Consider the following 23,188-nt stretch of genomic DNA (forward strand, 5'->3'; position numbering starts at 1 on the left):
TGGATGCGCAGCATGGTTTCCAGAGGATAGGGTTTTCTACCGCCGCCGGCCTTGGGGTAGAACGGTTCGATCAGCTCCAGCAGGCCTGCCCAGGGCACCACCTGATCCATTTCGGCGAGGAAGCGCTCTCGGCGGGTTTGCTTGCGCTTGCCGGCGTACTCAAAGTCGGAAAAGCTCATCTGGCTCATGGGCGGCTCGGATCAGGTGTTGCGGGGATTCTCGCATAACTGAAGGCTTGTTCGGAGATTCCCTAGCAGAAACTTCGACTGACGAAATTGATCTGTTTGCTCTGATTCAATCACTCTGGCAACAAAAGAAACTGATCCTGGGCACCACCTGTGTGGTAGGCGCCCTGGCCTTGGGCTACGCCATGCTTGCTCCGCGTGAGTACCAGGCCAGCACCGTGCTCAGGCCGGCGGCGATCAATGAGTTGGATGCCCTCAACCGTTCGGAGGTCTACAAGCTGCCACCGACCGAAGCCCTGCTCAAAGTTGGTGCAGCGCTGGATTCCTACGAAACGCGCTTCAATTTTTTTGAATCGCATCAGGAACTGTTTGAGCCGTTGCAAAAAAAAGGCGTAACGCTCGAGCAAAGTTTCGAAATTTTTAACCGCGATGCCATCAACCTCATACAACCGGATCCAAAAAAGCAGGATTCGCTCAGCCCTTTCCTCAAATTGGAAATGACGTATCCCGAGAGTGTTGACGGGGTAAAAATTCTTAACGGTTTTGTTGAATACGCGATCAATAATCAGCGTGCCCAAATTGGTGCAGACCTCAAAGTCATCATTAATAACCGACTTAGAGAGCTGGAAGAAAAAATTGATGCTGCTCGCTCCGGTTACAAGTCAGATAAAGAAGGCAAGATTGCCACACTGATTGAAACCGATACGCTTGAGCGCGCAAAACTGAAAGATGAGTTGCAGGCATTGCGCCTGCAGTTAAAAACCGAACGCGAGTCGCGTATTGCACAGCTCTCGGAAGCCATTTCGATTGCACGTTCATTGGGTATTACCCGTCCCACAACACCCTCTGCGATGTCGGACGCCGGTAAAGGCTCAACCCAAGTGATGCGCACGGAAATCACCTCTCAAAGCATTCCGTTGTATTTCATGGGCACTCAAGCCCTTGAAGCCGAGCGCGCCGCGTTGCTTAAACGGACATCGGACGATTTCACCGACAAACGCATCTCAACCATCGGCAAAAAATTGCAGATGCTGGAGGTCAATCGACAGGTTGAACAGCTCGCAAAACGCTCGAATGAAGATTTGTTCCTGAAAAACATCGAGCCGCTGCGAGCTGAAGTTGTACGTCTTGGCAATTTGAATACCGACATGAGCAAGCTGGGAATTGTCAGCATCGATCGTAAGGCACAGACACCGGCCAGTCCGAGCAAGCCCAAAAAGGCGCTGATTGTCGGGCTAGGTCTGATACTGGGTTGTTTGCTGGGGCTGGGCATCGCCACGGTGCGTTTTTTGGTTGTCAGCCGCCGTGTAGCGTCGTAATCGGTTAAAAAAGTACAGCGACAGATTTGATTTGCGCCCAAATCACTTGCCCTGGCACGAGTTTTAACTGATCCCGCGAGTACCGCGTGATGCGTGCCAGCAAGGCGGTACCGCCTGCATCCAGGCGTACCAGCCTGTGAGCCGGGTTGTCAGCAGGCGCCTCGCTGATGACCGTGGCCTGCAAGCAGTTAAGAATACTGCTGTGTTCGCCCGGCTTCAGGTTCAGGCTGATATCCCGGGCCTGAACCTTGATACGCAATGTCTGGCCTACCGCCAGAGGCCCATGAGCAACCCTCAGGCACTGTTCAGTGCCCGGCAGTTGCAGGGTTAGCAATTGGTAGTCAGCATCGTAGTGCGTGACCTGGCCTTCAATCACCACGCCTGCATCATCCCCTTGCGCCAACGGCAGATCGAGTCTGGAGAGTGTTTGAGCCAGCGGCCCGCAGGCCAGTGCTTTGCCTTCGCTGAGCAATACAATGTGGTCAGCCAGTCGTGCGACTTCCTCTTGTGAGTGACTGACATACAGCACCGGGATCTCCAGCTCTGCATGCAAACGCTCCAGATAGGGCAGTATTTCGCGCTTGCGTTGGCTGTCCAGCGCAGCGAGCGGTTCATCCATCAACAACAATTTTGGGCTGGTGAGCAAGGCGCGCGCAATCCCCACCCGCTGGCGCTCGCCCCCTGATAAATGCGCGGGGGCACGTTCAAGCAGGTGGCTGATGCCTAGTAATTGCGCGGCCTGAACCAACTCCACACGGCGCTCGTGGCGCGCAATGCGGCGCAACCCAAACTCAAGGTTGGCGCGTACCGAAAGGTGGGGGAACAGGCTGGCCTCCTGGAAGATATAGCCCAATGAACGCTTATGAACAGGCATGAAGACATTGCGCGCGCTGTCTTGCCACACCTCCCCATTGATTTCGATATACGCCTCGCGAGCACGTTCAAGGCCCGCAATACAACGCAAACAGGTGGTTTTACCTGAGCCCGAATGGCCAAAAAGGGCTGTCACGCCTTTGCCCGGAAGCTGGAGATCTACGTCCAGGGAAAAGCCGCTGTAACTCAGTGTGAGCCGCACATTAAGCTGCGAATGCATGTTCAGCTCCATTGGTTCGGGGGGCTGCGTTTGGAGTACAACGCCAGCAGAACGATAAAGGAAAACACCAGCATGGCCCCGGATAGCCAATGTGCCTGGGCATATTCCAGGGCTTCGACGTGATCGTAGATCTGCACAGAGACCACACGGGTTTTCTCAGGAATGTTGCCACCAATCATCAGCACTACACCGAATTCGCCCACTGTATGGGCAAACCCGAGAATCGCAGCGGTAATAAAACCTGGACGTGCCAGCGGCAGCGTGACGTAGAAAAAGGTGTCCCAGGGATTGGCGCGCAGGGTCGCAGCCACCTCAAGCGGTCGTCGGCCGATTGCCATGAAGGCATTCTGCAAAGGCTGTACAACAAAAGGCAGGGAGTAAATCACGGAGCCGATCACCAGCCCGGCAAAGCTGAAGGTCAAGGTGCCGAGCCCCAGGAACTGGGTGAGCTGCCCCACAACGCCATTGGGGCCCATCGCCAATAGCAGGTAAAAACCGATCACTGTCGGTGGCAACACCAGTGGTAAAGCCACCACTGCGCCCACAGGGCCGCGCCACCTCGACGTGGTGTGGGCCAGCCATAAAGCGAGTGGCGTCCCTATCACCAACAAAATGGCGGTGGTCAGTGACGCCAGTTTCAGGGTCAGCCAAATGGCGGCGAAATCGGCACTGGACAGCGGCATTTAGCGTTGATAACCAAAGGATTGGATGATGGCCCCCGCTTTGGGGCCTTTCAGGTAGTCCACCAATGCCTGTGCAGCGGCATTGTGATCACCCTTTTTAAGGATCACGGCGTCCTGTTTGATGGGGGCGTGCATCGTGCCAGGCACGATCCACGCTGAACCGCTGGTGATATTGCCATCTTTGTAGATTTGAGACAGCGCGACAAAACCGAGTTCGGCATTCCCTGTCGAAACGAATTGATAAGCCTGTGTGATGTTTTGCCCTTCGACAATTTTTTCTTTGACCTTGTCCGTCAGGCCGAGCTTGGCCAGCACGTGTGTGGCCGCCAGACCATAAGGTGCAGCCTTGGGGTTGGCGATGGACAGATGAGTGTAATGGTTGGCCAATAAGGCTTTGTCAGTGCCGTCAATCAACGCCTTATCCGCTGACCACAATGCCAGCGTGCCAACGGCATAGGTGAAACGGCTACCCGGCACGACGTCACCTTCTTTTTCGAGTTTCTCGGGCGTCGTGTCATCGGCCGCCAGAAACACTTCAAACGGGGCGCCATGCTTGATTTGGGTATAGAACTGGCCTGTCGCACCGTAGGCTGCGATCAATCTATGGCCTGTATCTTTTTCAAAATCCTTGGCAATGGCTTGAATCGGGGCTGTGAAATTGGCGGCAACGGCGACTTGAACGTCACCAGCCTGCACGTTCATGGCCAAGCCAGCGCCGAAAAACGCGACGATTACCAAGGGGACAAAACGCACTGCATGCGCGGTCATCGGGAAACTCCATGTAATGGCGAGGGTCGCCCGGGGTAACGCGCAGCATCGGGCAACGAGAAGATAATCGCTATAGCAAAAAGTTTATAGCGCTTTATTCTCAAATGGCCATCATGGTCGCCTGCGTAGGGGCACTTCAGCCTGCCTTGCGCAGGGTGATATTGACGCGCTGGTCGCCCAGCAATGAATGGGTGCCGGGCTTGATGGGCAAGATCGCATGGTAGCGCAAGCGATCGACGCCCCCCCAGACCACGACATCACCATGAAACAGCGAGATGCGCTGCACAGGATCGCTGCGTTCAAAGCCGCCAAACTGGAAAACTGCCGGCAACCCGAGGGAGATCGAAACAATCGGCGCTGTGAACGCACGTTCGTTCTTGTCCTGATGCAATGACATTTTGGCGCCGGGCGCATAAGCGTTGATCAGGCAGGCATCGGGCACAAACTCCTCAAAGCCTGCGGTAGCCGCAGCGGTTTCAGCGAGGTTCAGCAACACAGGGGGGATCGCAGGCCAAGGTTTGCCGCTCAAGGGGTCAACCGGGCTGTAACGGTAGCCTAGAGCGCTGGTCGTCCACCCCAGCGCGCCACAACTGCTCAGGCGCGCTGACATGGTAAAACCGCCGGGTGTTTGCATAGAGCGAAACGGCGATTCATTCAGTACGCGCTCAAGTGCCGTCAACAATGCCTCGACCCAGGGCAGGGCAAATCCACGCAAGACAAACGCTTGCGTACTGAATTGTTCAATCCGGGCGGGTTGTTGCAGATCGCTTTCGTCAAACAGGTCGAAAGACATGACGGATTAGAGCGCCTTGCTCACTTTAATGTCGGCGATGATTTCTTCTTTGCCGTGAATCTTCTCAAGCGCTGCGCGGGCTTCTTCCACGGTTGCGGACTCGAGCTGCGCGAATTCAAAACGGCGCTCGCCGTTGAGCGTGTACTTGATGACGTATTTAGTGGTTGTCACGGGAGTTCCTGTCGCTAAGAGACGGTGTCAGGTTTAACGGAGCTTGGAGCTGGACCGGCGAACGATTTTGATCGAGTGCTTCAAGGTCGGCTTGCGGGTCACGCTGATGGCGCGGCTGCTGACTGTGTCGATGGTGATATTCCAGAAGCCGGTGCTCGGCGCGGTGATCCTGGCCGGAAACTTGTCAAATGCCCCACCATGGTAGGAGTGGCGGCCGCCATTTTTGAAGCTGCGAAAGTGCGCATCGCTCATCAGGCGAATGTTGCAGGGATGGGAGCACTCGATGACGACAATGTCATCTTCGTTGAGGTGCTCACGCTGGTGAATGAATTTCATGGGGGCTCCGATGGGCGCTTTTGCTAAAAAAACAGGACGATAGCATGTGCTTTAGTCCAAGTTGGAGGCTAAACCAGCTTATTATGCTGCCGTGCAGATGAATCTGACGTTTGGCAAATTAAAATTGCTACTTTTTGAGTATTAATTCCCTGCTGGCAGGGAGAAATTTTAAAGATCCATGGTCGTAGGATCTTTATCGGAGGATTTGTATGAAGTGGGGCGTATTGGTGGCAGTGTTGGCTTTGGGCGGCTGTGCATCCGTAACGGACATTGAGCAGACATTGCCGACGATGAGTGTGATTTCGGGCAAGAAGCCCAATGCCTACGCTCAGTGCCTGGTGCAACAATTGTCACGCACGCGCAAAGCCCCGCAAATTGAGCCGCACAAGGATGGTTTGCGGGTGATTGTTCCGCAAAAGCTTACCTCGGGGCCCACAGCGGTGATTGATATCGAAGAGCGTTCGGCGGGAAGCAGCATCAAGGTTTACGAAAGCATGTCTAACGTGCCGATTCGGCCAGGGGATATTCGCGCGGCAGCCACGCACTGCATCTCAGGCGAATAAAGCTTCCGTTCATTCTTCCTGCGGCAAACACAAAACCTGACACTTGCTTCTTGCAACTGTCAGGTTTTTTTCTTACGCCTGCCGGATAGTGAGGACTACGCATTGCAGGCAAATGGCCATTAGCTTACTATTTGTGTGCTTATAAGGGTTAAGCCTAAGCATATAACAATAATGGAGCGGGCCATGGTGCCACTTAAGCGAACACTGGCCGGTGGTTTGGTGCTGCTTGCTATCAGCAGCGTTCAGGCCGCGGAGCCTCGCAACATCTTCCTGCAAGGTGGCAGTCAGCCTGGGGCCACAGCCTGTATGGCGTGTCATGGCATGGATGGCATGGGCGTCGCCCCGGCAGGATTTCCGCGATTGGCAGGTCTTTCTGCCGATTACCTCAGCAAACAGCTGCGTGACTTTAGAGAGGGCTCGCGGGTAAGTCCCGTGATGCAGCCGTTGGCCAGTGCATTGACGTCGGATGAGATCCGTTCAGTGACCACAGCCTTAGCCGCCATGCCTGCGCCAACTGCGCCTACTGTAAGTCGCAGCCAGGTGGTCAAAAGTGTGGGTCAGTCACTGGCCCTTCGCGGCGCCTGGGAGCGCAACATTCCTGAATGCGTGAGCTGCCATGGGCCTGGCGGTGCAGGGGTTGGCAGCGCCTTTCCGCCACTGGCCAATCAACCCGCCCTTTACCTTGCCGGACAGCTTAATGCCTGGCGTGAAGGCTTGCGCCGCAACGACCCGAGCGACCTGATGGGGCATATTGCCAAAGCCATGACAGCAGAAGAAGTGAAGGCGGTCGCTGAGTATTTCGCCACCCTGGCACCTCAGGAGGCTGCGCAATGAAACGTCTGTTGCCCGTGTATGCGTTTTGTGTGCTGGTTGCACCGATGGCGGGTGCAGCCACCATTGCCATGGAAGATCAGTCGCAGCTTAAAATCCCGTCTGCGGCAAAGCACCCGAATGCCTATTTTCGTCCGCCGCAGCAAAGCGAACTTCCCGACAATGCCTATGGAAAGATGGTCATGGACGGGTACGCACTGTTTGTGGACACCAAACGTCAGGCGCCCCAATTCGTCGGCAATGGCCTCAATTGCACCAATTGCCATCTGGATCAGGGAAAACTGGCGAACTCCGCGCCGCTGTGGGGGGCTTACCCGATGTACCCCGCGTATCGCAAGAAAAATGACAAGGTCAATACGTTTGCCGAACGCCTGCAGGGCTGTTTTCAGTTCAGTATGAATGGCGGCACGCCACCGGCCGCAGACAGTCGTGAAATCACAGCCTTGTCGGTGTATGCCTATTGGTTGTCGACAAAAGCGCCCGTTGGGGTCGAGCTGCCCGGGCGCGGCTATCCGCAGGTGCCTGAACCCGCTGGCGGCTACGACTTGGTGCGTGGCGCAGCTGTTTATCAGGCGCACTGTGCGCTGTGTCATGGCAATGAGGGGCAAGGCCAGAAGGTTGGAACCGATTACGTGATGCCACCTTTGTGGGGTAAAGACTCCTACAACTGGGGGGCGGGCATGCATCGCATCAATACGGCGGCGTCGTTCATCAAGCACAATATGCCCTTGGGTAAACCCGGCAGTTTGAGCGACGAGCAAGCTTGGGATGTGGCGGCGTATGTCAATACGCGCGAGCGACCACAAGACCCGCGTTTGGTGGAGGGGTCGATTGAAAAAACACGCGTGAAGTTTCACGCCAATGACGGGGTCAATGCGTATGGGCAAACCGTTAATGGCGTTTTGATCGGGCAAGGTATCCCGTAAACTGTGCCCCTTGAACCTCACTGCCGTTAAAAACGTGTAGAGCCACGGCAGTTTTTCAGGAGAACGCGATGAAACGAGCGCTTGTCCGGCAGCGTCATGCCGAAGGCAGCATTACAGCTACCCATGCCATCCCCAACCCGGCCGCGACCGATGAGTGGATTGTTTTTTTCAAGAAGAGTGCAGGGCGCAGTTTCTTTTTGGTGGATGACAACGACGAAGTTGAGTCTTTCGAAGGCCTGGATACGTTAGTGGAAACGCTGCGTTCACTGGGTATCAAGTTCGTCGAAGTGCACCTCTGAGGCTGGAGCTATTTGCACATCACGATAATCGTACGGCTGGTGAAATTTCCGACATCGACACCCATGGTCTTTTCGCTTTCCTTGACGGCCGAAGAGCCATCTGTGCCAACAATCGTGTACCCCGTGCCAGCACATGAAGCGTCCGCCTTTTCATAGCACTTGCCCCATGACATGGCCTCACCGGAGCAGTCGATGCTCAGTCCCTGCTGGCCGTCAGGCAAGTAGGTGTTGGATGCTGTTGCGCAGCCTCCGAGGGTCAACAGTACGCCTATCAGAATCTTTTTCATTGAGTGCCAGTTTTCGCAAAGAAGGTCAGGAGGATTTATTACGCTTGCGCACCGGTGAAGGGGGGAGGTCCTGAAGCACAGCGGCCACTTCGATGGCGGCCGCCTCTGTCACAAAAGCGCCTGCAACCTGCTCTTCGGTGTTGCCTAAGATCCACCACTCACCTGGCTGGATTTCTTTAATCAGATACCCGTTAACTTTTTTTACATCCGACATGGCAATTAGATCCTCTGCTTGGAAAAGCACGTATGGTACCGCCAAACCGGGGCCTGCGCTGTCAAGGATGTTTAAGTGCCACTAGTCTCAAGCAGACCCTGGCGTTATTTCAGAGGTTCCGTAAATGACACTGGCACATGAAAAAAAAGTTAAAAAGGAACTAAGTGGCACATATTTTCTCTATGTTGGTATCAGGATGCTATCGGGGGCATTGTAAGGTTGCTGCCGCCTGATTAGACTGCGCCAAATCCGTACGCACAGCCCTTTTAAGGACTCATATGATCAAGAAATGCTTGTTCCCAGCAGCCGGCTACGGCACTCGCTTTTTGCCAGCGACCAAAGCCATGCCTAAAGAAATGCTGCCGGTGGTGAACAAGCCACTGATCCAGTACGGTGTTGAAGAAGCACTCGATGCAGGCCTGAACGAAATCTCTATCGTGACCGGACGTGGTAAGCGCGCACTTGAAGACCACTTCGACATCAGTTACGAGCTGGAAAACCAGATCAAGGGCACTGATAAAGAGAAATACCTGGTAGGTATCCGTCGCCTGCTGAGCGAATGCTCGTTCTCTTACACCCGTCAGACCGAAATGAAAGGCCTGGGTCACGCTATTCTGACTGGCCGTCCACTGATCGGCGACGAACCTTTTGCTGTCGTGCTGGCGGATGACCTCTGCGTCAACCTTGAAGGCGATGGCGTTTTGACCCAAATGGTCAAACTGTACAACCAGTACCGCTGCACCATCATCGCCATTCAGGAAGTTGATCCGCAGGAAACCAACAAGTACGGCGTAATCGCCGGTGACCTGATTGGTGATGACCTGTACCGCGTGCGCAACATGGTTGAGAAGCCAGCGCCTGAAGACGCGCCTTCCAACCTGGCGATCATCGGTCGTTACATCCTGACCCCTGACATCTTTGATCTGATCAAGCAAACCGAACCGGGTAAAGGTGGCGAAATCCAGATTACCGACGCGCTGATGAAGCAGGCGCAAAACGGCTGCGTGATCGCGTACAAGTTTAAGGGCAAGCGTTTCGACTGCGGTGGTGCTGAAGGCTACATCGAAGCTACCAACTTCTGCTTCGAGAACTTCTACAAAACCGGCAAAGCTTACTAAGTAACGCGAGTTTGCTGACTGCTTCAAGGGAAAGCCACCTACGGGTGGCTTTCTCGTTTTCCGATTTCAGTCACCCTCGGCGCTGGTCAATCGTGCTGTAGGGATTATGCTGATGGACTGCTCAGGAGATAGTGATGTCCTACGAATTTGATTTGTTTGTGATTGGAGCCGGGTCCGGCGGTGTACGGGCTGCCCGTTTTTCAGCAGGCTTTGGTGCAAAAGTGGCCGTGGCTGAAAGCCGCTACTTGGGCGGAACGTGCGTCAATGTGGGGTGCGTACCCAAAAAGCTGTTGGTCTACGGCGCCCACTTTGCTGAAGAGTTCGAGCAAGCGTCAGGCTTTGGCTGGACGCTGGGCACGTCCAGCTTCGATTGGTCAACGCTGATTGCCAACAAGGACTGTGAGATTAATCGTCTCAACGGTATCTACCGCAACTTGCTGGTAAACAGTGGTGTCACGCTGCTTGAAGGGCACGCCAGATTGACCGGGCCAAACGAGGTGGAGGTCAATGGTCAACGCCATACTGCAAAACATATCCTCATCGCCACAGGTGGCTGGCCACAGATTCCGGACATTCCGGGTCGTGAGCATGCCATCAGCTCCAATGAAGCGTTCTTCCTGAAGGAGCTTCCAAAGCGTGTACTGGTCGTGGGCGGAGGCTACATTGCCGTCGAGTTTGCCGGGATTTTCCAGGGCTTGGGCGCCGAGACCTCGCTGCTGTATCGCGGTGAGATGTTCCTGCGGGGGTTTGATGGCTCTGTACGCAAGCATTTGCATGAAGAGCTGCTTAAGCGTGGTATGGACGTTCAGTTCAACGCCGATATTGCGCGAATTGACAAGCAGGCAGATGGCAGTCTGAGCGCCACGCTCAAGGACGGGCGTGTGCTTGAAGCCGATTGCGTGTTCTATGCGACGGGGCGCCGGCCGATGCTCGACAACCTTGGCCTTGAAGCGACGGGCGTCACACTGGACAAGCGCGGTTTTGTTCAAGTCAACGACCTGTACCAAACCGACGAACCTTCGATCCTGGCCATCGGCGACGTCATCGGCCGCGTGCAGCTGACACCAGTAGCGCTCGCAGAAGGCATGGCAGTGGCGCGTCGTCTGTTCAAGCCCGAGCAATACCGGCCAGTGGATTACAACATGATTCCAACAGCCGTCTTCAGCCTGCCCAATATCGGGACGGTGGGCTTGAGCGAGGAACAGGCCCTCGAAGAAGGTCACACGGTGCAGGTCTTCGAAAGCAGTTTCCGGCCGATGAAGCTGACGTTGACTGAATGCCAGGAACGCACGTTCATGAAGCTGGTGGTTGATGCTGAAACGGACAAAGTACTGGGCTGTCACATGGTCGGTCCTGAAGCTGGAGAAATTGTGCAAGGTTTGGCGATTGCCATGAAGGCCGGGGCGACCAAGCAACACTTTGACGAAACCATTGGTGTGCACCCCACTGCCGCAGAAGAATTCGTCACCATGCGCACGCCCGTTAAGCGCTGACTGATTGTGGGTGCGGAGACTGCCGCAGGCGACGCCATACGCCTGCGGCAGTCGCTCTGCATCCATCACGCTGTATGCGCTGTATATATCAACCACCCGCATGTGCGTGCGTTCATCAATCATCCCGTCTGGAAATGTTGATTTATCAATCACAGACGGATGAAGGCCATGAAACCGATACCGACTCGAGTACGGCGGCAATTTGATGAGCGTGCAGATGCTGTACTGCCAGGTTTAAGCCCTGATTTTCTGAGTGCTGATGATGCCGCGCGTTATGTCCATGCATTAATCGATCACACGCACGCTAAAGAGTGTGGAGGGCTAATCCTCAAAGCAGAGGATGGCAAGTATGTGGCGACCTTGCCGTTCTTTACGGAGACCGACGAATACAACCCTTATCGCTTGCTTCCTGTCGATGAGACCGGAAAGCTAAGTCATCCCCCCGGCTTTATCTGCTATGCCCTTTATCATTCGCATACCAATGACTATGAGCCCAGCCCCGCGAAGAATGACCTGCGTGAAATAGCGGCCCTTTATACGCGAGACAGTTTTTTACGCCCAACGATGTGTTTCGCAATACGGATATAGCCACATTCATCAGCGTGCATTATTTGTCAGGCTTGAATGGCTCGTTAATTAAATATCAGTCCAAAGGGGCTGAGCAGGATGACGCGCTTGAAGATGTAATGGTCGAGGCCATGTTTAAGGCAACGCTGTTTGAGGTTCTCACCGAGCAGATCCGGGGCGCCGCTACGCTAGGAAAATTGTCGGTCATTCAGTCCAGTGAGGTGTGGCGCGGAAAGGTCGGCAGGGTTGGCGCGGACTTTGAGGTGTATACGCCTTCGAGTTATCTGGATCTTGCTCCCAGAATCGTTGAGCATCCGGCATTCGGAGCGGTCAACCCAACCCTCGAAGAGGCCATTAAGGATGCAAAGTCACGCAGTCACCAATCAAGTGAGCGTCACTATGGGGTAATTTTGCAACATTTAACGCGGCAAGAATTTATTGCTTCCGAGCCCGTTTTGGGTGAGGTGGACTTTTCGCTTAGCAGAGTGTTTGGAGCGGGTGCTGAAGGGGGCGTCCAGTTGCCTGACGGCTATGAGGTTCATGGCTTCTACTGCGCCAGTTCTCTTTATCACTCGCCCAAGCGCTTGCCGCCACGTGATCGCGGGTTGTTTAAACACTTTATTGACCCTGAGTTTTTATTGGCAGGTATCAAGGCGGCATGTTCGCGCACTGAACGGCCGGTCCCTCTTTATATCAACGCCCGTGAGGGGGCGGTATTAAGGGTTATGCCGGATAACAACAGTGTTAGGTGCCTGTCCGAGTTGATTGATGAGTCAGGTGCGGCGTCACCTCGGTATACACCTAATAACGTGTTGGCGGGGACGGTAGCGATGCGCGACTACATTTGCACGGTTGCTGCCACTGTTCAGCTAAGTGTTATTGATGCCACTGATATGTGGGGCGCAGTTGGACGAGTAGACGCACACTGGCAGCCCTACAAGCACGTCACCGAGCGCGACTGGAGTCCTGCTTTCAGGGATGCTGACGCTGTCGCCCTGCATGTGCACCAGCACATTAAGCGTGAGAGTGATCGCGTGTTTGGCGGGCTCATCTGTCAGCGCGCAGATGGTTTATTTACGGCCACCGAGCCTGTCGCGTCGTACAGCGAAACATTCGATCCCATGAGTGTTTATCCTGCTGAATCGCCTGCGCTAATGCCTGAAGGCTACCGGGTGGTTGCGGTTTACCACACTCACCGGGTGCAGCCTTTACAGTTATGGCGCTCGGCTGAAGAAGAGCAGTTGTATCGCAACATGCTTGAACCTCATGAGCTGCGGGCTGCCATTGATGAGCGTCAGTGGGCGCAATACCGATACTTTTTTGGGCACGATGGTGCGCTCATCAAGTACACGCCGAGCGGTTCCGAGCGTGAAGGTCGGCTGATGGAGAGAATTACGCCCAGGGCGGATCAGCTTGAATGTGTTCGAAAAAATGCACTTCAGATGAAGTTGCGCGCCAATGCGCTAAAGCCCAGTGAATACATCAGCCTGGTTGCACGATCGGGTTCATTGCAGGTGCTGGTTGGCAGCCCTGCGTGGGGGGAGGTGGGGACGGTGACGTCTACCTGGAAGATCACCGTATCTCGAGCTGACCCGGCTGCGGAAAAGAAGCCGGCCAGTCCGGGACTTTAAATCGCCTGGGTCAGGCGCTCAGCCTTCGGCAAACAGGACTGAGCGTCTGGCAGCAGGCTACTGCTTCTACTGCGTCATTCGCCGGGCGGCGTGACGGGTAAAGGCGCTTCGTGTTCTCTCAGTGCCTTAAAGGTTTCAAGTGCTGCCTCAGCCTTCATCGCACGCATGGTGAGGCCTGTGACAGCCTGTTGAGCTTCGGTCTGTACATGCTTAAGCGTTTCGCCCTCATGGATTGCCACCCGCAACCGTTCTTGGAGCAGGGTGCGCTCCCCCTCCAACTGGCTCACCTGATTGCTCAAGTGTTGGTTGTGTTGCGCCAGCTTTTTCTGCTGCTCATTGACCTGATGGATTTCCTTGGCCAGCGCACGGTTTTCACTGAGCACCCGTTCGTTATCGCGGTGCAGTTGTGTGATTTCATCCTGCCGCACAAGGGCGCTTTGCTGCGCCTGTCGCAGTTCCATCTGCACCTGTTGCAACTGACCCTCATGGCGCCGCTGATCTTGCTCGCGCTGCTCTTTGGCAGCGCTGCGGTAATGCTCCAGCGCATCGCGCGCATGGAGGTGTTTTTCTTCCAGCGAACGTATTTGCTCGTCACGGTCTTTGAGGCGCAGTTCAAAATCGCTGCACGCCTGATTTAGAGCCGCATTACGCGTCTGCTCGGTCTGCAGCATGGAGCGCGTGGACTCGAGGTGAGCGGTTTCCTGGTTCAAGGCTGTCGCCTGAATATCCAGCTCCTGTTTCAGCGCAGACAGCGTCAGTTGAGCTTCAGACAATTGGGTCTGCAGCTGCGTTTTCAGCTGTTCGTAATGTGCCTGGGCGCGATCAATCGGTTCTTGTGCTTGCTCTTGCAGCCGATGGGCGAGGCGGGAGACCAAGTCTGCCAGCTCATCGCCAAGCGCTTCATGGGAAACACCTCGACGGCTGTCACTGTCGTCCAACTCCTTCAAATATCGGTGAATAGTGGTTTTTGAGCCGGTATTCCCCATCTCGATCCGCACCGCATCAATGCTTGGGTGTTCACCACGGGCCAGGATTGCCGCGCGTGCAATTTGCACCACTGCTTTGTTTACGCCGCCGCGAGCCATGGGTATCTCCTACGATTATGTACTGTGGTATGTATCATGTAATTACATACTATATTGAATTGAATCTTCTGTCATATTTTATGAATTATCAGGCGGGATATACTGGTATTATCCCGCGTCAAGGGCTGTTTTGTGATTTTCAGGCCTGTTTCCAGTACGCAAATGTGAGAGATGCCCCAATGAGCGATCTTGATCGCTATCTGAACGCGGCTACCCGCGATAACACCCGACGCAGTTACCGCGCCGCCATTGAGCACTTTGAAGTGACATGGGGCGGTTTTTTGCCTGCCACCAGTGACAGCGTGGTCCGTTACTTGGTGGCGCACGCAGGCCAGCTCTCGATCAACACCTTGAAATTGCGTCTGTCGGCCATAGCTCAATGGCACAACAGCCAAGGCTTTGCCGACCCCACAAAGGCGCCGGTGGTGCGCAAAGTGTTCAAAGGCATCCGTGCGTTACACCCGGCGCAAGAAAAGCAGGCAGAACCGTTGCAATTGCAGCATCTGGAGAAAGTGATTGATTGGCTCGAAAGTGAGGCCCAAGCGGCTCAAGCCAATGCCGATAAGCCGGGATGGCTGCGTGCGCGTCGCGACACGGCGCTGATTCTGCTGGGGTTTTGGCGGGGCTTTCGCAGTGACGAGCTGTGCCGTTTGCAGATTGAACACGTGCAAGCACTCGCAGGTTCGGGCATCACCCTGTATCTGCCGCGCAGTAAAGGTGACCGAGACAACCTCGGTAAAACCTTCCAGACCCCGGCATTGCTTCGCCTGTGCCCGGTGCGCGCTTACATCGAGTGGCTCAATGCTTCAGCGCTGGTCCGCGGCCCGGTATTCAGAGGGATCGATCGCTGGGGCAATCTGGGTGAGGAGGGCTTGCACGCTAACAGTGTTATTCCCTTGTTGCGTCAAGCGCTGGAGCGAGCTGGCATTCCCGCCGAACAGTACACAAGCCATTCGTTGCGACGTGGTTTTGCAACATGGGCGCATCAAAGTGGCTGGGACCTTAAGTCCCTGATGAATTACGTCGGCTGGAAGGACGTTAAGTCAGCGATGCGCTATGTTGAAGCGTCCCCGTTTACCGGGATGAGCATTGCGGCAGAAAAACGTATCGGGCCTTGATCGGGATCAAGATGCGGGTTGGCGGGCTGGCAGAAAGTGATATTCGGGTTTCTTCTATTAATAGGGCAACCTGATAGCCAAAACCAATCACCAGCATCAGCTTTCCCAATGAGCCAGATACAACATGTGTTGTTAGGATTCACCCCATCAACTTTTCAACCCTGACGGAGAGTCAAAGATGCCTATCATCAATAGCCAAGTAAAACCGTTCAAAGCCACCGCTTACAAAAACGGCAGCTTCGTAGAAGTGTCGGACGCCGACCTGAAAGGCAAATGGTCCGTTGTGTTCTTCTACCCGGCTGACTTCACATTCGTATGCCCAACCGAGCTGGAAGACCTGGCTGACAACTACGAAGAGTTTAAAAAACTCGGCGTGGAAATCTACAGCGTGTCCACTGACACTCACTTCGCTCACGCTGCATGGCACAACACTTCGCCAGCCATTGGCAAAATCCAGTACACCATGATCGGCGACCCGACGCTGACTATCTCTCGCAACTTCGACGTTCTGATCGAAGAAGCGGGCCTGGCGGATCGCGGCACGTTCGTGATCAACCCTGAAGGTCAGATCAAAATCGTTGAGCTGAACGATGGCGGCGTTGGCCGTGATGCTTCCGAACTGCTGCGCAAAATCAAGGCTGCCCAGTACGTCGCTGCCCACCCGGGTGAAGTGTGCCCGGCCAAGTGGAAAGAAGGTGAGTCCACCCTCGCGCCATCGCTCGACCTGGTCGGCAAGATCTAAGCCTGTGAGCCAGCCAAGGGCGGTGATCCGCACCTGAGTTGTTAGCAGCATCGCCCTCAAAACGCCCGGGCGAGATTCGCTCGGGCGTTTTTTTTACACAGTCTTAAACCGTTAAGGAGATCGCCCGTATGTTGGACGCCAATTTAAAAGCTCAGTTGAAGTCATACCTGGAGCGGGTCACCCAGCCGATCGAGATCGTTGCATCCCTCGACGACGGTGCGAAATCCCGTGAAATGCATGACTTGTTGAAAGAAATCGCCAGCCTTTCCAGCCAGATCACGTTGCTGGACAACGGTACCGATGCGCGCAAACCATCGTTCTCGTTGAATCGCCCGGGCGGTGATATCAGTCTGCGTTTTGCAGGCATCCCCATGGGCCACGAATTTACATCGCTGGTACTGGCCTTGCTGCAAGTAGGCGGCCACCCATCGAAAGCCAGTCCCGAAGTGATTGAACAAATTCGCTCGCTCACAGGCGAGTTCAACTTCGAGACGTACTTCTCCCTGTCCTGCCAAAACTGCCCGGACGTGGTTCAGGCGCTGAACCTGATGGCCGTGCTCAACCCCAATATTCGCCACGTGGCGATTGACGGCGCCCTGTTTCAGGACGAGGTCAATGATCGCCAGGTGATGGCGGTTCCCAGCGTTTACCTGAACGGCGTCAACTTTGGTCAGGGCCGCATGGGTCTTGAAGAGATTCTCGGCAAGCTGGACACCGGCGCCATTGAGCGTCAGGCCGAGAAAATCAGCGCTAAAGATGCCTTTGATGTGCTGGTGATTGGCGGCGGCCCGGCCGGCGCAGCAGCGGCTATTTATGCTGCCCGTAAAGGCATCCGCACCGGCGTGGCAGCAGAGCGTTTCGGCGGTCAGGTGCTGGACACCATGGCCATCGAAAACTTCATCTCGGTTCAAGAAACCGAAGGGCCGAAGCTGGCCACGGCACTTGAAGAACACGTCAAGCAATACGACGTGGACATCATGAACCTGCAACGCGCAGACCAATTGATTCCGGGTAAGGCCGGCGAGCTGCACGAAGTCAAATTTGCCAGTGGGGCGTCGTTGAAAGCCAAAACGCTGATTCTGGCGACCGGTGCGCGCTGGCGTGAAATGAACGTGCCCGGCGAGCAGGAATACCGCAGCCGTGGCGTTGCATACTGCCCGCACTGCGACGGGCCGCTGTTCAAGGGCAAGCGCGTGGCCGTCATTGGTGGCGGTAACTCAGGGGTTGAGGCAGCCATTGACTTGGCCGGCATCGTTGCTCACGTCACCTTGCTTGAGTTCGACACCAAGCTGCGGGCCGATGCCGTCTTGCAGCGCAAACTCAACAGTTTGCCAAATGTCACTGTCATCACCCAGGCACAAACCACGGAAGTGACTGGCGACGGTCAGAAAGTGAATGGCTTGCGTTACAAAGATCGTCAATCCGGTGACGTGCACACTGTCGAGCTGGAAGGGATTTTTGTCCAGATCGGTTTGTTGCCTAACACTGATTGGCTCAAAGGGACTGTCGAGTTGACACCACGTGGCGAAATTGTGGTGGATGCGCGGGGTGAAACGTCGATCCCCGGTATTTTTGCAGCCGGTGACGTTACTACAGTGCCGTACAAACAAATCGTGATTGCGGTAGGCGAGGGCGCCAAGGCGTCGCTGAGTGCCTTCGATCATTTGATCCGCACGTCTGCTCCTGATTGATGGTTCGGACAGAAAAAAACCCATGAGCAATCATGGGTTTTTTTTGCGCTGCTTATTACAGCGGGGTGGGCTGAATTATCTCGACCCAGTAGCCGTCGGGGTCTTTGATGAAGGCCAGGGACTTCATGCGGCCATCGCTCAGACGCTTCTGAAAGTCGACATTCAGTGCCTCAAAACGCTCGCAGGCCGCGACAATATCAGGCACGGAAATGCAGATATGGCCAAAGCCGCGCGGATCGGTATTGCCATTGTGGTAAACAACGCTGTCGTCGGTTTCCGAGCCGTGGTTGTGGGTCAGTTCCAGAATGCCCGGGATAGACTTCATCCATTCGGTGCGTGCGGCGTCATCCGCCGGGATCTGCGCTTTGTCGACCAGCGCCAGGAAGTACAGGCTGAACGCTGCTTCAGGGAAGTCGCGCTTTTCCACCAATGAGAAACCCAGGATGCGGGTGTAAAAATCCAGGGATTTCTCGATGTTCTTGACGCGCAGCATCGTGTGGTTGAACACGAAATTTTGGGTAGCGCTATCCGGTGTGGCAGTAACGCCGGGAATGCTGTTCAGTGTTTGCAGGCTCATGAACCCTCCGAAGATGATGCTTGGATGATTGGTCGCTACGTTAAGCGTGATGAAGGGAATGATACGGAATGTGACGCCATGCGCCAAACCCGATTCGGCTCATGGGACGGATGGCGATGTTGATGTAGAGCGGGCGCTCGATAAATCCGAGGCAAAAAGAAGCCCGCCGAAGCGGGCATGGGGCGCTAGTCCTTTAGCAGCCTTCATCCTGAAACTATGGGTGTGAAAAATTTGTGAATATCGATGCGCTTGCGACTATCGGACCCGTAACCCGGCTGAATGGTCCTCGCACTATCGGCGCCGGTGGACATGGGTGAGCCTTCAATGTGCTGTAAAGAGGGCGCTATAAATTACTTGCCCAAAAAAGCCCTGATAAACAGGGCTTTTACAGGAAGGGTCAGCTGCGAACCCAACGCTCGACGGTTGATGCGCCGTACTTTTCCTTCCATGCTTTAAGCCCGCGATGGTTACCGCCTTTGGTTTCAATAAGTTCACCGGTATGTGGGTTGTGATAAACCTTCACAACACGGGCTTTGCGCTGTTTAGGGGCTGCTGAAGGCTTGGATGTCACGGGGTGAGGATCAAGAATCGCGATGATGTCACGCAGATTCTTATTGTAAGATTTCATCAACCCTTGAAGTTTTTGCTCGAATTCAATCTCCTTTTTTAATCCGGCATCATTTTTCAAGGCTTCCAACTGCGCCATTTGTTCTTGTAGCGCCTTTTCAGCGGCGCGAAACTCGGCAAGTCTGCTCAAAGTCATTACTCCGATCGTGGGTTCGGTCTGTACCTGACCGATGTGATGAAAGATGGACGGGCAACATAAGGTAGACAGAACAGTACTTCAGCGGTTCATTGCAAATGACTGCTCAGTAACATAAGGAATTGGACGACCTGAATCCGGTCAAAAAAATTGTAGTAGTTAATTTACAAACTGCCACACAACAGATGATCGGCTCTATAACACCTGATTAAAGCGTTTGGCTTCGTTTACATCTATGCGGTCGGGCGCTCGTGCAAAGACACGATAAACTGCTCTGCAGGTAAAGGGCGTGCGAACAAGTACCCCTGCAAAAACGCCACGCCACGGGCTGCCAGATAGTCGCTTTGTTCCTCGGTCTCAATCCCTTCCGCGACAACCCCCAGCCCCAGTTTTGCGCTGAGCTCAATAATGGCATCAAGAATATGAATGGACAGGGCATCCGCGCCGATCATGGCGACGAAACTTTGATCAATTTTTAAATAATCCACATTGAATTCATGCAGGTAGCCCAGGCTTGAGTGCCCTGTGCCGAAGTCATCAATGGCTATCATCACCCCCAGCTCATGCAATTGGGCAAATAAGCGGTGGGTCACCTCACTCGGGACAATCAATTCACGCTCTGTTAACTCCAATACGAGTTTTATATGCCCGGGTGCAAAAGCCTTAAGAAAAGACCGGCAGTCTTCAACCAGTTCAAGGTCTTGACAGTGCCGGGCCGTGATATTGAACCCAATATGAAAACCGGTCTCCAGACGATTGGCCTGTGGCGCCAGCAACTTTGCGGTTTGCTGCATTAACGACCTCGTCATGGGCACAATAAGCCCGGAGTGCTCTGCAAATGGAATGAACAAATCAGGCCCGACCAGACCTTCGCGTGGATGTTGCCAGCGCATCAATACTTCAGCGCCCGCCCACTGCCGGTCAGCGGCGCGCACAATAGGCTGGAAAAAGGGAATGAATTCTCCTGCCTCCAACCCCCGCTGGAGTTCATGGCTGGGAGATGACGCGCGCTTTTGTAACCAGCGAACAGTGGCCGCCGACACCACGCCCAAAAAGATCAGTAATGCGAGTAAACCGGGGTATTCCACCACAGCAAAACGCCACACTTCACCGTCGCTGAAACCCGCCACGACACGGTAGGGGTATTCAGACGATGGCAAGCTAACTTGCGCCACAGGGTATTGCGGTACAGGCGTAGTGCGAACGACGCCATAACGGTCAATCCAGGCATCGCCCACTTGTATCAATAAAAGGGTTTTATGATTGATAAGGCCCAATACATTGACCAAGTGAAAACCATACAGGCTGACCAGAACGCCTTGAGCGTTTTTTTGTTTGCGCAGGATCAGCAGGGGTTCGTTCGGGGTGACCGGATTGCCTGCCATTAACCACAACCGCCCGGCGGCATAATTATCCGGGTTGACGGTTTCCTTGAAGTTGCCGAACAGCGAGGAGCAGTACAGTTGGTTATCCCATACCAGGTTGACCGAGCGAACAAAGGGGCGGCGAGTAACTTGATCGCGTAGCGCAAGTTCGATCTGGGGGCAGGCCTGACCGGATAAAGGCAGCACCACCTCCGAGGCCAGTGCTGCATTGTCGAGCATTTGATCGAATTGCCTGACCGCCTCGGTCGAGGTCTGTTGAGCGACCAGTTTCAAAGAACGATCAGCCTGCCAGACAATGATGCACAACCCCAGCACCACAGGCAGTAATCCACTGAGCACAACCAACGCGTAACGCTCTGTCCATTTGCGGGTCATTTTCAGCGTTAAAGGCATTCAGGTTCCTGCGCACACAAGGGCTATCGATAGAAAGAGGGTAGGCGGTAATAGGAAAAGGCTAGCATTGGTACGCCACAAATTCACGGGTGGCCGGGACAAACCTGATTACGCCATGTAGAATCCGCTTACGCATACAAGAATAATGACTTCTGCAAGCAGAAGCCCCGCCCGCAAGAGATGGGTCGACATGAAGATATTCGGGTTCCAACTGATTCACGGAGATTTCCTTGCGCGCAGTGTACGTGGCATTTCCTGCGCGCCGCCTCAATGCTTCGGCATTCTTAGCAAATAACCCTACGTTAATTCTAAAAATGACAAAGATGAGGCGCCAAAATGGCTGATCTATACGAAAACCCAATGGGTCTGATGGGCTTTGAATTCATCGAGTTCGCATCCCCAACACCGAATACCCTTGAACCCATTTTCGAAATCATGGGTTTTACCAAAGTCGCCACCCACCGCTCCAAGGCTGTGCACCTGTACCGCCAGGGCGACATTAACCTGATCCTCAACAATGAGCCTCACAGCGTAGCCTCCTACTTTGCTGCCGAGCACGGCCCGTCCGTTTGCGGCATGGCATTTCGCGTGCGCAATGCGCAGCAGGCTTATGCCCGGGCACTTGAACTGGGCGCGCAACCGATTGAAATCCCGACCGGTCCAATGGAACTGAACCTCCCTGCGATCAAAGGCATCGGTGGTGCACCGCTGTACCTGATTGACCGTTATGGCGAAGGCAGTTCGATCTATGACATCGACTTTGTTTTCATTGAAGGCGTGGACCGTCATCCCGTGGGGGCAGGCCTGAAAATCATCGACCACCTGACCCACAACGTGTACCGCGGGCGTATGGCTTACTGGGCCAATTTCTACGAAAAGCTCTTTAACTTCCGTGAAATTCGTTACTTCGACATTAAGGGTGAGTACACCGGCCTGACGTCCAAGGCCATGACAGCCCCGGATGGCATGATCCGCATCCCGCTCAATGAAGAGTCGTCCAAGGGTGCCGGGCAGATCGAAGAGTTCCTGATGCAGTTCAACGGCGAAGGCATTCAGCACGTGGCTTTCCTCAGTGACGACCTGGTCAAGACCTGGGACGCGCTGAAGAAAATCGGCATGCGCTTCATGACAGCTCCACCGGACACCTATTACGAAATGCTTGAAGGCCGCTTGCCAAATCATGGCGAGTCGGTAGAGGCCCTGCAATCACGCGGGATCTTGCTCGATGGTTCGTCCGATAAGGGCGACAAGCGCTTGCTGCTGCAGATCTTCTCCGAAACCCTGATGGGCCCGGTGTTCTTCGAGTTTATTCAGCGCAAGGGGGACGACGGTTTTGGGGAAGGTAACTTCAAGGCCCTGTTTGAATCCATCGAGCGTGATCAGGTGCGTCGCGGTGTATTGACCGCAGACTGATTCTGGCGCACAAAAAAACGCCCGCCCTGTCATAGGGGCGGGCGTTTTTTTATGGGCTTAAAACAAGCCTGCGGCAATGTTGATGGAGAAACCCAATACAGCCGTGTTGAACAAGAAACCCAACAAGGAGTGGCCCAATACAGCTTTACGCATCTCGCGGGTGGCAATTGAAACGTCAGCGGTTTGTACCGCTACGCTCAACGTGAAAGAGAAGTACAGGAAGTCCCAGTAGTCTGGGTCCAGCTCACCTTCAGGAAAACGCAGCGCAGGTTCAGGGCCATCATTGTTGTAAAAGAGTCGGGCGTAGTGAAGGCTGAAGATAACCCCGATCATCAACCACGAACCGACGATGGTCATACCCGTGAAGGCGTAGTGCATCACCTGGTCGGTGTTGCTCAGTTTGCTATTACCGGAGAGCTCAAGGGTGATCGCTGCCAGGCTGGCGATTGCAGCCACGCAGACAGTGAACAACACCATGCTGGCATTTTCGTCTTCAACTTCCGCCGTGCGTTTGACGTCGCAGGCTTTGGAGCGAACCACCAGCCAGAACGTCAACGCCAGGTACAGCCAGACACCGGCATTCCAGCCCAGCAGAAACTGGGTGGTCAGGGTCGCGGCGGGTGCGAAAATCCCGACCGCAACCCCCAGAACAGTGGCAGCGGTCAGGCGAGGGTGAGTGCGTGCAAGGTGCGGCATAAACAGTCCCTGTAACGTGGTAGTGCTGAACCTTAGCACGCGCCGACG

The 23,188-nt window shown here is 54.6% G+C and carries 27 protein-coding genes; 13 read left to right on the top strand and 14 right to left on the bottom strand.

Annotated features, from left to right (window positions below):
• Window positions 1–188, bottom strand: a 188-nt coding sequence (locus tag HBN61_RS16885) for a transposase (RefSeq protein ID WP_524539063.1), incomplete at its 3' end; no start/stop codon positions are given.
• Between the two features lie 47 nt (window positions 189–235).
• Between HBN61_RS16885 and HBN61_RS16890 the strand changes: the two genes are divergently transcribed.
• Window positions 236–1,504, top strand: coding sequence for a Wzz/FepE/Etk N-terminal domain-containing protein (locus HBN61_RS16890; RefSeq protein WP_262498787.1), 1,269 nt, complete (start codon window positions 236–238; stop codon window positions 1,502–1,504).
• 4 nt (window positions 1,505–1,508) lie between these two features.
• On the opposite strand, the gene modC is transcribed toward HBN61_RS16890, so the two are convergent.
• The 6 genes from modC to HBN61_RS16920 form a co-directional block, all read right to left on the bottom strand.
• Complete coding sequence (gene modC / locus HBN61_RS16895) at window positions 1,509–2,597, bottom strand: molybdenum ABC transporter ATP-binding protein (RefSeq protein ID WP_170047286.1); 1,089 nt, start codon at window positions 2,595–2,597, stop codon at window positions 1,509–1,511.
• Window positions 2,598–2,599: 2 nt separating this feature from the next.
• Window positions 2,600–3,280, bottom strand: coding sequence for a molybdate ABC transporter permease subunit (gene modB / locus HBN61_RS16900; RefSeq protein ID WP_094993514.1), 681 nt, complete (start codon window positions 3,278–3,280; stop codon window positions 2,600–2,602).
• Complete coding sequence (gene modA, locus HBN61_RS16905) at window positions 3,281–4,048, bottom strand: molybdate ABC transporter substrate-binding protein (protein WP_094993515.1); 768 nt, start codon at window positions 4,046–4,048, stop codon at window positions 3,281–3,283.
• A gap of 136 nt (window positions 4,049–4,184) precedes the next feature.
• Window positions 4,185–4,841, bottom strand: a complete 657-nt coding sequence (gene alkB, locus HBN61_RS16910) for a DNA oxidative demethylase AlkB (RefSeq protein ID WP_094993516.1) — start codon at window positions 4,839–4,841, stop codon at window positions 4,185–4,187.
• 6 nt (window positions 4,842–4,847) lie between these two features.
• The gene (locus HBN61_RS16915) at window positions 4,848–5,012 is read right to left on the bottom strand and encodes a hypothetical protein (protein WP_094993517.1); all 165 of its coding nucleotides are present in this window, start codon (window positions 5,010–5,012) and stop codon (window positions 4,848–4,850) included.
• 33 nt (window positions 5,013–5,045) lie between these two features.
• A complete protein-coding gene (locus HBN61_RS16920) occupies window positions 5,046–5,348 on the bottom strand; it encodes a DUF1883 domain-containing protein (RefSeq protein WP_047274675.1) in 303 nt (100 codons plus the stop codon).
• Window positions 5,349–5,557: 209 nt separating this feature from the next.
• On the opposite strand from HBN61_RS16920, the gene HBN61_RS16925 reads away from it, so the two are divergent.
• The 4 genes from HBN61_RS16925 to HBN61_RS16940 all read left to right on the top strand — a co-directional run bounded on the left by HBN61_RS16925 (window position 5,558) and on the right by HBN61_RS16940 (window position 7,967).
• Window positions 5,558–5,911: a hypothetical protein gene (locus HBN61_RS16925; RefSeq protein ID WP_094993518.1), complete on the top strand. Its 354-nt coding sequence runs from the start codon at window positions 5,558–5,560 to the stop codon at window positions 5,909–5,911.
• Between the two features lie 183 nt (window positions 5,912–6,094).
• Window positions 6,095–6,745, top strand: a complete 651-nt coding sequence (locus HBN61_RS16930) for a c-type cytochrome (protein WP_170047288.1) — start codon at window positions 6,095–6,097, stop codon at window positions 6,743–6,745.
• On the top strand, window positions 6,742–7,668 hold the full coding sequence (locus tag HBN61_RS16935; RefSeq protein ID WP_170047289.1) for a c-type cytochrome: 927 nt from the start codon (window positions 6,742–6,744) through the stop codon (window positions 7,666–7,668). Before HBN61_RS16930 ends, HBN61_RS16935 begins: the two co-directional genes overlap by 4 nt.
• A gap of 68 nt (window positions 7,669–7,736) precedes the next feature.
• Window positions 7,737–7,967 (top strand): hypothetical protein, encoded by a 231-nt coding sequence (locus HBN61_RS16940; RefSeq protein WP_094993521.1) that lies wholly within the window; start codon window positions 7,737–7,739, stop codon window positions 7,965–7,967.
• A gap of 8 nt (window positions 7,968–7,975) precedes the next feature.
• Here HBN61_RS16940 and HBN61_RS16945 read toward each other — a convergent pair whose 3' ends face one another.
• Window positions 7,976–8,254 (bottom strand): hypothetical protein, encoded by a 279-nt coding sequence (locus HBN61_RS16945; RefSeq protein WP_094993522.1) that lies wholly within the window; start codon window positions 8,252–8,254, stop codon window positions 7,976–7,978.
• A 25-nt stretch (window positions 8,255–8,279) separates the two neighbouring features.
• Window positions 8,280–8,468 (bottom strand): hypothetical protein, encoded by a 189-nt coding sequence (locus HBN61_RS16950; RefSeq protein WP_094993523.1) that lies wholly within the window; start codon window positions 8,466–8,468, stop codon window positions 8,280–8,282.
• A 278-nt stretch (window positions 8,469–8,746) separates the two neighbouring features.
• On the opposite strand from HBN61_RS16950, the gene galU reads away from it, so the two are divergent.
• The 4 genes from galU (at window position 8,747) to HBN61_RS22845 (ending at window position 13,277) form a co-directional block, all read left to right on the top strand.
• Window positions 8,747–9,586 (top strand): UTP--glucose-1-phosphate uridylyltransferase GalU, encoded by an 840-nt coding sequence (galU, locus tag HBN61_RS16955; protein WP_047274668.1) that lies wholly within the window; start codon window positions 8,747–8,749, stop codon window positions 9,584–9,586.
• Window positions 9,587–9,720: 134 nt separating this feature from the next.
• Window positions 9,721–11,079: a glutathione-disulfide reductase gene (gene gorA / locus HBN61_RS16960; protein ID WP_170047291.1), complete on the top strand. Its 1,359-nt coding sequence runs from the start codon at window positions 9,721–9,723 to the stop codon at window positions 11,077–11,079.
• A gap of 168 nt (window positions 11,080–11,247) precedes the next feature.
• Entirely contained in the window at window positions 11,248–11,667 is a 420-nt protein-coding gene (locus HBN61_RS16965; RefSeq protein WP_170047293.1) for a hypothetical protein, read from the top strand.
• On the top strand, window positions 11,646–13,277 hold the full coding sequence (locus tag HBN61_RS22845; protein WP_170047295.1) for a DUF4329 domain-containing protein: 1,632 nt from the start codon (window positions 11,646–11,648) through the stop codon (window positions 13,275–13,277). The genes HBN61_RS16965 and HBN61_RS22845 overlap by 22 nt, the downstream gene beginning before the upstream one ends.
• A 74-nt stretch (window positions 13,278–13,351) precedes the next feature.
• On the opposite strand, the gene HBN61_RS16975 is transcribed toward HBN61_RS22845, so the two are convergent.
• Entirely contained in the window at window positions 13,352–14,362 is a 1,011-nt protein-coding gene (locus HBN61_RS16975) for a DNA-binding protein (RefSeq protein ID WP_094993526.1), read from the bottom strand.
• Window positions 14,363–14,541: 179 nt separating this feature from the next.
• Between HBN61_RS16975 and HBN61_RS16980 the strand changes: the two genes are divergently transcribed.
• The 3 genes from HBN61_RS16980 (at window position 14,542) to ahpF (ending at window position 17,913) form a co-directional block, all read left to right on the top strand.
• On the top strand, window positions 14,542–15,480 hold the full coding sequence (locus HBN61_RS16980; RefSeq protein WP_169962900.1) for a site-specific integrase: 939 nt from the start codon (window positions 14,542–14,544) through the stop codon (window positions 15,478–15,480).
• A gap of 178 nt (window positions 15,481–15,658) precedes the next feature.
• Window positions 15,659–16,222: an alkyl hydroperoxide reductase subunit C gene (gene ahpC, locus HBN61_RS16985; RefSeq protein ID WP_016780891.1), complete on the top strand. Its 564-nt coding sequence runs from the start codon at window positions 15,659–15,661 to the stop codon at window positions 16,220–16,222.
• 128 nt (window positions 16,223–16,350) lie between these two features.
• Entirely contained in the window at window positions 16,351–17,913 is a 1,563-nt protein-coding gene (gene ahpF / locus HBN61_RS16990; protein ID WP_170047296.1) for an alkyl hydroperoxide reductase subunit F, read from the top strand.
• A 55-nt stretch (window positions 17,914–17,968) separates the two neighbouring features.
• Here the strand turns inward: ahpF and gloA are convergent, their stop codons facing one another.
• From gloA to HBN61_RS17005, 3 genes are all read right to left on the bottom strand, one after another.
• Entirely contained in the window at window positions 17,969–18,490 is a 522-nt protein-coding gene (gene gloA / locus HBN61_RS16995) for a lactoylglutathione lyase (RefSeq protein ID WP_094993529.1), read from the bottom strand.
• A 397-nt stretch (window positions 18,491–18,887) separates the two neighbouring features.
• Window positions 18,888–19,247 (bottom strand): histone-like nucleoid-structuring protein, MvaT/MvaU family, encoded by a 360-nt coding sequence (locus HBN61_RS17000; RefSeq protein ID WP_094993579.1) that lies wholly within the window; start codon window positions 19,245–19,247, stop codon window positions 18,888–18,890.
• Between the two features lie 239 nt (window positions 19,248–19,486).
• A complete protein-coding gene (locus HBN61_RS17005) occupies window positions 19,487–21,031 on the bottom strand; it encodes an EAL domain-containing protein (protein WP_170047298.1) in 1,545 nt (514 codons plus the stop codon).
• A gap of 336 nt (window positions 21,032–21,367) precedes the next feature.
• Here HBN61_RS17005 and hppD point away from each other — a divergent pair, with 336 nt between their 5' ends.
• A complete protein-coding gene (gene hppD, locus HBN61_RS17010; protein WP_094993531.1) occupies window positions 21,368–22,444 on the top strand; it encodes a 4-hydroxyphenylpyruvate dioxygenase in 1,077 nt (358 codons plus the stop codon).
• Window positions 22,445–22,501: 57 nt separating this feature from the next.
• On the opposite strand, the gene HBN61_RS17015 is transcribed toward hppD, so the two are convergent.
• Window positions 22,502–23,140 (bottom strand): DUF1345 domain-containing protein, encoded by a 639-nt coding sequence (locus tag HBN61_RS17015; protein ID WP_169962889.1) that lies wholly within the window; start codon window positions 23,138–23,140, stop codon window positions 22,502–22,504.
• Window positions 23,141–23,188: the final 48 nt, after the last annotated feature.

It is taken from the genome of Pseudomonas sp. WS 5071 (assembly GCF_012985765.1).
GTDB classification, from domain to species: Bacteria; Pseudomonadota; Gammaproteobacteria; order Pseudomonadales; family Pseudomonadaceae; genus Aquipseudomonas; species Aquipseudomonas lundensis_A.